General features: G+C 44.3%; 8 protein-coding genes. 6 read left to right on the top strand and 2 right to left on the bottom strand.

Going from position 1 to position 8,402, the window contains the following annotated elements:
- Positions 1–195 precede the first annotated feature (195 nt).
- Together F6K51_RS34260 and F6K51_RS34255 are read right to left on the bottom strand one after the other, a co-directional pair.
- Positions 196–987: a cobalt-precorrin-6A reductase gene (locus F6K51_RS34260; protein WP_293029701.1), complete on the bottom strand. Its 792-nt coding sequence runs from the start codon at positions 985–987 to the stop codon at positions 196–198.
- A gap of 2 nt (positions 988–989) precedes the next feature.
- A complete protein-coding gene (locus F6K51_RS34255; RefSeq protein WP_008178699.1) occupies positions 990–1,184 on the bottom strand; it encodes a hypothetical protein in 195 nt (64 codons plus the stop codon).
- Between the two features lie 937 nt (positions 1,185–2,121).
- Here F6K51_RS34255 and F6K51_RS34250 point away from each other — a divergent pair.
- From F6K51_RS34250 to F6K51_RS34225, 6 genes are all read left to right on the top strand, one after another.
- Entirely contained in the window at positions 2,122–4,659 is a 2,538-nt protein-coding gene (locus tag F6K51_RS34250) for a mannose-1-phosphate guanyltransferase (RefSeq protein WP_075899271.1), read from the top strand.
- 355 nt (positions 4,660–5,014) lie between these two features.
- Positions 5,015–5,602 carry a single-stranded DNA-binding protein gene (locus F6K51_RS34245; protein WP_293029693.1) on the top strand — a complete coding sequence of 196 codons (588 nt, stop codon included), beginning with the start codon at positions 5,015–5,017 and terminating at the stop codon, positions 5,600–5,602.
- Positions 5,603–5,638: 36 nt separating this feature from the next.
- On the top strand, positions 5,639–5,785 hold the full coding sequence (locus tag F6K51_RS34240) for a hypothetical protein (RefSeq protein ID WP_293029688.1): 147 nt from the start codon (positions 5,639–5,641) through the stop codon (positions 5,783–5,785).
- An 84-nt stretch (positions 5,786–5,869) separates the two neighbouring features.
- Positions 5,870–6,079 carry a hypothetical protein gene (locus tag F6K51_RS34235; protein ID WP_365940530.1) on the top strand — a complete coding sequence of 70 codons (210 nt, stop codon included), beginning with the start codon at positions 5,870–5,872 and terminating at the stop codon, positions 6,077–6,079.
- Between the two features lie 229 nt (positions 6,080–6,308).
- Positions 6,309–7,253 carry a lipase family protein gene (locus tag F6K51_RS34230; protein ID WP_293029676.1) on the top strand — a complete coding sequence of 315 codons (945 nt, stop codon included), beginning with the start codon at positions 6,309–6,311 and terminating at the stop codon, positions 7,251–7,253.
- Positions 7,254–7,983: 730 nt separating this feature from the next.
- On the top strand, positions 7,984–8,184 hold the full coding sequence (locus F6K51_RS34225; RefSeq protein ID WP_293029671.1) for a hypothetical protein: 201 nt from the start codon (positions 7,984–7,986) through the stop codon (positions 8,182–8,184).
- Positions 8,185–8,402: the final 218 nt, after the last annotated feature.

The raw sequence follows: 8,402 nt of genomic DNA, 5'->3' as shown, positions 1-8,402 counted from the left end.
GGGTCGGCGTATCAAGATTTCGGGGGCTCAGTGGGATGAGAGTAACGTCCCACAAGTCTTGAAGCATCGGTGTGCCTACCTCAACGGGCAATTTTCAACTTGAGTCTTACAAAACTGAGATGCACTCTGCGCGTTCAGCTGTCAGCCGTCAGCCAAAGGCTGAATGCTTACCTTTTATTTAAGGGGGAGGATAGTTCAAACATAACGATGGCAAAACTCTAATGCCACAGATACATTGCTGGTTTGCTGCGGATAATCAACAACTGGGCGAGTAATGATAACTAGGGAGATGCCTAACTCAGCAGCTAGGGCTCGTTTAATATCTTCTCCCCCAGCAACCCCAGACGCCTTGGTGACAACCACAGAGATGTCCCAGTGATGCCAGAGTGCCTTTTCCAAATCAGCTGGTACCGGAGGACGCAGGGCAATAATTCGATCTGGGCTAAATCCAGATGCGATCGCTACATCGATGGCAGTAACACTCGGCAGAATCCTGGCGTATAGGGTTGACTGGTCTTGCCAGCTACGGAATAAGGGTAAATTTTTGTAACCGATGGTCAGCAATACCCGCTGGTGATGGAGATAGTTACCAGCAATCAGGTCTTGGAAACTATTGAGATAAATTATTGGTGAATTGTCTAGTTCAGAACTTACCTGAGAATTTAGCTGTTGCCGTTCAAAACGCAGGTAAGGTATATGCCGAGCACAAGCAGCTGAAATCGCTATTTGGGAAATTTCCACTGCATAGGGGTGAGAGGCATCTAGGATCGCTACAATACCATGCTTCTCCAAAAACTGCTCTAGCCCATTTGTATCTAAACGTCCGACTTGAACCCTTAAATTTGGGGTTTGGGGATAGAGGGATTTAGCCACCGTTGTGGTAACCGTTACTGTACAGGGAATCCCCCTGGACGCGATCGCATTTGCCAGAGTCACACTTTCCGTGGTTCCACCAATCAGCCAAATACCGCCACTGCTATCTAGCACTCCTATCTGCCCTTAAGGGCTTTAGTAAAGTTTTTGCGATAGGACTTATTGGCAACGATTAAAGCTGGCCACAACAGTGACAATGCTATCCGATTGGTTAAGCTCCGGCTGAAGTCAGTGCGCTCAAACCCCCTCCAGAATTTCCACACGCCATACCCATAGACTACCAGTAACCCGAAGACAATTAAGTTAGCCATTCATCAAAAATCTTGCCATATTTGGAAACCCCGTCTCAAGTCAGATAGGCGTCTCGCCTGACAGGGATTAAAAGCGAGCCCTTGGGGCGGTTTTAACTACCCTTGATGAATCTGGGTAGAAGACATTTGGTTATTGTGACATGGTTTTTCACCTCCGGTGCTTTTTATAAGATAATTTTTATATTAATGATAATTTTACCTTATCAAGCCAGTGTTAGACCATGACCTCAATACCATAAGTGTGTAGGTTAATCAACCGAATTGATTCGGATTACAGCTCCTAGTAGCATTGATCCAGATCCAGTTTCTCTAGTCTTCATTTGTGGTGTGACCCTTAGGAGTGACAGACTAGCCAAACTCAGTAGTCATGATTACGTGAGTGAAGAAGGAGCGGGTCAACACGCGATCTTTCTTCTGAGCTCGGAGAAAACTTGGCGACACCAATGTCGTTAGTTATAGTTCCGCCAGTCTTTGTCGAAAGCACTCTTTTATGACTCACTATCGACGCTAGCATGCCAAAATCACGGTTTTGAGATCAAGTCACTGTTTGTGGAGGTGAGTAAAAAGCTAGAAAAAATGTCCCATAGTCTACCAAAAACTCTTATGATTTGTGAGAGTTAAATTATGGTAACACCGACACGGATGATTATGTAACTTAAATTAAAGCCGAAAACCAAGGTAAAAATAGTTGCGCTTAAATCCCGGTGGAACGAACTTTTTTGACATTTTTATGGCGCTCGCGGGATATTCCGTCAGAGAAGCGCGGAGATACCCCCTGGATGCTATTGCATCTTGCATTGGCGGGCTAAAGTCTACGAGGGTAGATTTTGGTAGCTAAAAAGTATCGGAAAGTACTTCACTAAAAAAAGCCCATAACAAGACAAATGAACGTAGACAAGATGATCAAACCCCTTAACGGGTTAAAAGAGGAGGAATTATGCGAGCAGTGCTGATGGCTGGTGGTTCAGGAACACGGCTGAGACCGTTGACCTGTGATCTGCCCAAGCCCATGGTGCCAATCCTGAATCGACCCATTGCTGAACATATCGTTAATCTACTCAAACGGCACAATATCAATGAGGTCATTGCCACTCTGTACTATCTCCCAGATGTCATGCGGGACTACTTCCAAGACGGCAGTGACTTTGGGGTAAAGATGACCTATGCGGTAGAAGAAGAACAGCCTCTGGGGACTGCAGGTTGTGTTAAAAATATTTCCGAATTACTCAATGAAACCTTTTTAGTCATTAGTGGCGATAGCATCACCGACTTTGATTTGACTGCTGCGATTGAATTTCATAAAGCTAAGAAATCAAAGGCGACATTAATCCTAACTCGCGTTCCTAATCCCGTTGAGTTCGGGGTGGTGATCACCGATAAGGAAATGCGCATCCGCCGATTTTTGGAAAAACCTTCGACCTCAGAAATTTTTTCCGATACTGTTAATACTGGCACTTACATTCTCGAACCATCGGTTCTAGAGTACCTGCCATCAAATGAGGAATGTGACTTTTCCAAAGACCTGTTTCCGAAACTCCTCGCGAAAGATGAGCCAATGTATGGCTATGTGGCTGAGGGATATTGGTGTGATGTCGGTCACCTGGAGGCTTACCGAGAAGCCCAGTATGACGGCTTAATGAATAAGGTCACACTAGACTTTGCTTACCCAGAACAATCCTCAGGACTGTGGGTGGGACAAAATACCTATATCGACCCTACTGCCAAGATTGAAACCCCAGTACTAATTGGTAGCAACTGCCGGATTGGTCCAAACGCCCACATCGAAGCAGGAACAGTAATTGGCGATAATGTTACCATCTCTGCCTACGCTAACCTGAAACGACCGATTATTTGGAATGGAGCGTTGATTGGTGAAGAGGTTAATCTGAGTGCCTGCACCATTTCCAGGGGAACCAGGATAGACCGTCGTGCTCAGGTTTTCGAAGGTGCCGTTGTCGGTTCCCTGTCTAAAGTGGGAGAAGAAGCTCAAATTAGTCCCACTGTAAGGGTTTGGCCAAGTAAAACTATAGAATCAGGTGCAACATTGAATATCAATTTAATTTGGGGCAACACTGCCCAACGGAATCTTTTTGGTCAGCGGGGTGTCCAAGGCTTAGCCAACATCGATATTACTCCGGAATTTGCCGTTAAGTTGGGAGCGGCTTATGGGTCTACCTTAAAACTAGGCTCCCAAGTATCACTCTCCCGTGACCAGCGTAGTATCTGTCGCATGGTGACCCGGTCTTTGATTGGGGGATTGATGTCTGTGGGTGTCGATGTCCAGAACCTAGATGCAACTGCAATTCCTGTGGCTCGAACCGTGATACCAACCCTAGGGGTTGAGGGGGGTATCCATGTGCGAGTGCATCCTGACCGACCAGATCATATCCTGATCGAAGTTATTGATGCCAAGGGAATTAATATCAGCAAGGGTAAAGAGAAAAAAATTGAGGGGGCTTACTTCAAAGAAGACCTAAGACGAGTCCAGATCAATGATATCGGTAATGTTAACTACCCGATCCAGTTAATCGATATCTACGGTACTGCTTTTGAGAAGCATCTCAATGTAGAGGCAATTCGCAACAGTGGTTCTAAGGTAGTTATTGACTATGCTTATGCCGTGTCTGGTGCGGTGTTACCCCGACTGTTAGCGAAATTTGGCGCTGATGCAGTAGTCCTCAATGCCAGTTTGAAACAAACAGCTATCTCCACAGAAGAACGAGAGAGTTTGCTCAATCAGCTGGGTCAGGTGGTCGAAGCCCTAAAAGCCAATTTTGGCGTGCAGGTCTCTGCTAATGGGGAACAGTTTATTTTGGTGGATGAATCGGGAATGTCGATTCGAGGTGAGGTATTGACTGCACTGATGGTCAATATTATGTTAACATCTAATCCCAGGGGAACTGTGGTGGTTCCAGTGCAGACATCAAGTGCGGTGGAACAAATTGCCCGACGCCATGATGGCAAGGTGATCCGCACCAAAGCTAACCCCACAGCACTGATGGAAGCTTCTCAAAGCAACCCCAATGTGGTATTGGGAGGCAGTTGGGATATGGGCTTTATTTTCCCCCAACTACATCCAGGCTTTGATGCTATGTTTGGAATCGCCAAGTTGATCGAGATGCTGACAGTCCAAGAGCGATCGCTTGCTGATATTCGCGCTGAGCTCCCCCGGGTATGGTACAAAACCGTTACCCTGCGTTGTCCTTGGACAGTTAAGGGTAGCCTGATGCGTCATCTGGTCGAAACCCATCCCAGTGAGCAGCTCGAACTTGTTGATGGCGTTAAAATTATCAACGCGCAAAATGATAACTGGGTGTTGATTTTACCCGATGCTGGCGAACCCTTAGTTCATATTTTTGCCAACAGCGATGACCGGGATTGGGCCGAGGAAAACCTCAAGCATTATCGCAACCATGTTCAGGAATTCGTTGAACAAGAACAAGGTGTAGAAGCGCAACCTTCAGCCGTGTCATAAATCGGATTGATCGGCTGTTAACAGGTAAGCTATCAGCTATCAGCTATCAGCTATCAGCTATCAGCCAAAGGCCTGTGGTCACGCTACGGGAACAGTTTATGCCCATAGCGCAAGCTACACCGAACAGCTTTTGAATAAAATAAGCTGACGGCTGATAGCTGACGGCTGAATGCTTACGTTAATAGGCATAGCGGTGGCTTTCCTCAGAGTGTTTGTAGAGCTCAGAGGAAAGCCGCTACGCTATTGTTGTTAGTTAATTGTTGGTAGGTTAAGTTCACTCAAAGAAAAGCCTAGAGTATTGGTACGCTTGTTCTATAATGAAGAGTCAACACTGAAAGGACAAGGGAGATACGAGATGAACAGCTGCATTTTAATGGCACAAATTATTCAAGATCCAGAACTGCGTTACACCTCAGAGAATCAGACACCCCTGACTCAGATGCTAGTACAATTCTCCGGTCTCAAGGCTGAGGAATCCCCATCAACCTTAAAAGTGGTAGGTTGGGGGGAATATTTGGCTAATGAAATTAAAACAAACTATTCCACAGGCGATCGCGTGGTGATTGAAGGTAGCTTAAGGATGAATGTGATTGAGCGACCAGAAGGGTTCAAGGAAAAACGGGCAGAATTGAATGTTTCCCGGATTCACAAATTGGGAACAGATGATCACTTCGAGCCACAAGTCATGGCCTCGGACAGAACTTTCAACCATACCCCAGAACCATCCCGTCCCCAAACCCATGATAAGGTTGTATCCATGGAGCAACATCGGATGTCGTCATCTGTTTCTTTTCCTAGCAATACCGAACAAGATTTTGCTTATACCAGCACTGAACAAAATACTGAGCAAAGTTTTGACTCTTCTTTTGGGTCTTCATCTCCTCAAAACCCAACGTCTGGTAGCCCTAGTCATCAACAAGATTTAGATGATATTCCCTTTTAGTTATTAGGAGCAAAGATTATAGCGTTTATCATAGCTATGAGGTACACAAAATTTTTACCTCTTCCCTCTTTTCCCCTCCTGGGAGGGGTTAGGGGTGGGTTCCTGCTCCCTGCTCCCTGCTCCCTGCTCCCTGCTCCCTGTTCCCAGATCCGCTGTTCCCGACTTCTGCAAGAAGTCTATTAAATTGTGTTTCAACTCCTTTACGTACTGATCTATGCCCTCCAGCCTTATCTAAACCTGATTTGTTTTTGTTTGGCTTGGGGGCTAATGATGATTCTAGCTTGGACGGTTTTGTCAGCAGTTCGAGAAAGTTTTGCTGTTGCCAAACGACTGCATCAAATTCCCTGTTCTAACTGTCAGTTTTTTACTGGTGATTATCGTCTTAAGTGTACCGTGCATCCTTCTGTTGCTAATTCTGAAGCAGCAATTAATTGTATGGACTTTTGTGCAAAAAATAATTACATTACTAGGGTTTAAAAGACTCGAGAGTAATGCCATTGGCTTCATCCTTGCTAGTGGGGAGGAAGCGTATATAGCAATCCTAAATTATGTAATGTATTTGTAAAATCACTGGAATTGTTAAAAAGTGGTGCCTTCTCCCTTACGTTCTGCCATCTGCCGTCTGCTTCCTGCCTTAAAGCAGACCATTTCTTTCACACATCAGATAGGATGGCTATATATAGCCATCCTAATGAAAGCATGCGTGATGGATAACACAATTACTTACCTCACAACTGCTGACCTTGATTCCACCAGGGCCATCGTTTTAGCGCAAGCAAGCGGTCTAACTTATGATGCTTTTGATAAGCAAAACCCTGCTGAGTGTCTTGAGGTGTCTCCACCGGATGGTTATGATTTTGTAGACTACTGGACTGGTGTTGATGCGATTTTTAATAAATACAAAACTGTTGAGTGTTATGGTCTAGTGTTTCGATCTCAGCAGTCTCCTTACACTTATATATTTGCCTTTAGAGGTACTTCTTCGACAGAGGATTTAATAGATAATTTTGGTGTTAATCATACAACATTTGTACCTTATCAGGAAGATGTTGTAGTTCCATCTAAGCTTAGGGTTGAATCAGGTTTCTACCATATCTATTCCAATAGTGATGGGAACACACCCTCGATGCAGAATCAAGTGTTTGCCCTAGTTGATAAATATCAAGCATCTGAAAAACCGATCGATACTCTGTATATTACTGGCCATAGTTTAGGCTCTACACTGAGCACTTTATTCACACTTGATATGGCGTTGTCTAGACCAGATATCAAGTCTGTAAGCTACAACTATGCTTCCCCTCGTGTAGGCAACCAAGCATTTGTAGAATTTTATCAACAACAGGCACCTCAACAAAACCCGGAGACACGAACTATTCGTATCCAAAATGTTTATGATAAAGTTCCTTGTGTCCCATATAAACCTGAAAGATACCAGCATTTGCCCTATGCTTATCTAGTTTCATTTTCTCGAGACAACTTAATGGGTAAATTTGAGATTATCGACAATCATCATCGCAAAAATTATAAAACCGTTTTGAATTGTGCGTTGGAAAGTGAAAGTGGCTTTTGTGATAAAACCTTTGACTACGATCAGGGCAAAACGATGAAGTCGGTGAAACCAGATCCTAGTACAGTCTGTACATATTGGTAGCTCTTGGTCTGGGGTTATATAGCGTTTTTCAATTTGGTGAGGTACAGAGTTTCTGGTTTTAGGGAGCAGGGAGCAGGGAGCAGGGAATAGGGAAGTGGGAACAGGGAACAGGGAAGTGGGAAAACAATCCTGTGTATTTGGCTGATAGGTTACTTTATTATAGCAAATCAGTAATTTGTATTTTATCGTTACAATCTCCGCGCTGATTAAACCTTGTCTATTTTAGAAGCTACTGCTCCCAGCGCTATTGTTAAAATTACTAGTTATAGCTATTCTCTCTGCCATGAGGTAAAAAATGATCCCCCTAAATCCCCCTTAAAAAGGGGGACTTTGAGGTTGATAAGCGTACCTCATAAATGCAATAAACGCTATCACAAAATACTAGTAAAAAAAAGCAATTTTCTGAAAGAGACGCTACGCGAGTCACGTAAACCTTCTGCGCTTATGCGATTGACCTGCATGTCACCCTACGCGAGTCACGCGAACCTTCCGCGTTTATGCGATCGCTAATTTTATAAAAGCGATTATTTGAACGATACACTACGCGATTGACCTGCATGTCACCCTACGCGACCGCTTCCGCTAAAAGCGATTCTCTGAAAGAGACGCTACGCGAACGCTTATTTTTTATTAATCCTAAAACTTCCCAAAAAAAACTTTTCAAAACCCTTGACAATTACAATCATAATCATTACAATAATCAATATAAACCGAAATGAGATTTTTTATAATGTCACAACAATTCAGCCAAAACTTCAAGAAACAACCTGCTCAGCACACTCTGAAAGGTTCTCGTCAATCAGTACTTTATAGTATGCAAATGCTGTATGCCCTAGGCTATGCGGAGATTGCGGAATGGACCCCTCTGGAAGCGACTGATGTTCCAGGGGAAGTGAGCACTACAATAACCAAGTATTGGTTGTTGCCATAACACCTTGTCTTGATGCAGTCGCTCATGGGGGAAACCCCCAAGACCGCGCTGCATCGCTAATTTTCTGGGGGGTTTCCCCCCTGGCCAAGGTTTTGGTCGAATCAGATAGGATCTGATCAGGTTAGGTTTGCTAATTTTGTGACATCAAGATTTGAAATAGTCGTGGATAGTATTTCTGCGGCTATTTTTTTTTTTCTTTACTCCCTACTCCCTACTCC

Origin of the sequence: Moorena sp. SIO3I8, assembly GCF_010692325.1 — a bacterium.
Classification (GTDB): Bacteria; Cyanobacteriota; Cyanobacteriia; order Cyanobacteriales; family Coleofasciculaceae; genus Moorena.
Note: the sequence above shows the minus strand (reverse complement) of the source record. Positions and strands in the feature narration are given on the sequence as shown.

What these genes read in the sequence shown, in the direction of transcription:
- F6K51_RS34245 (WP_293029693.1), top strand. Translation starts at nt 5,015, where the DNA reads ATGAACAGCTGCATTTTAATGGCACAAATTATTCAAGATCCAGAACTG.
- F6K51_RS34255 (WP_008178699.1), bottom strand. Translation starts at nt 1,184, where the DNA reads ATGGCTAACTTAATTGTCTTCGGGTTACTGGTAGTCTATGGGTATGGC.
- F6K51_RS34240 (WP_293029688.1), top strand. Translation starts at nt 5,639, where the DNA reads ATGAGGTACACAAAATTTTTACCTCTTCCCTCTTTTCCCCTCCTGGGA.
- F6K51_RS34225 (WP_293029671.1), top strand. Translation starts at nt 7,984, where the DNA reads ATGTCACAACAATTCAGCCAAAACTTCAAGAAACAACCTGCTCAGCAC.
- F6K51_RS34235 (WP_365940530.1), top strand. Translation starts at nt 5,870, where the DNA reads ATGATGATTCTAGCTTGGACGGTTTTGTCAGCAGTTCGAGAAAGTTTT.
- F6K51_RS34250 (WP_075899271.1), top strand. Translation starts at nt 2,122, where the DNA reads ATGCGAGCAGTGCTGATGGCTGGTGGTTCAGGAACACGGCTGAGACCG.
- F6K51_RS34230 (WP_293029676.1), top strand. Translation starts at nt 6,309, where the DNA reads ATGGATAACACAATTACTTACCTCACAACTGCTGACCTTGATTCCACC.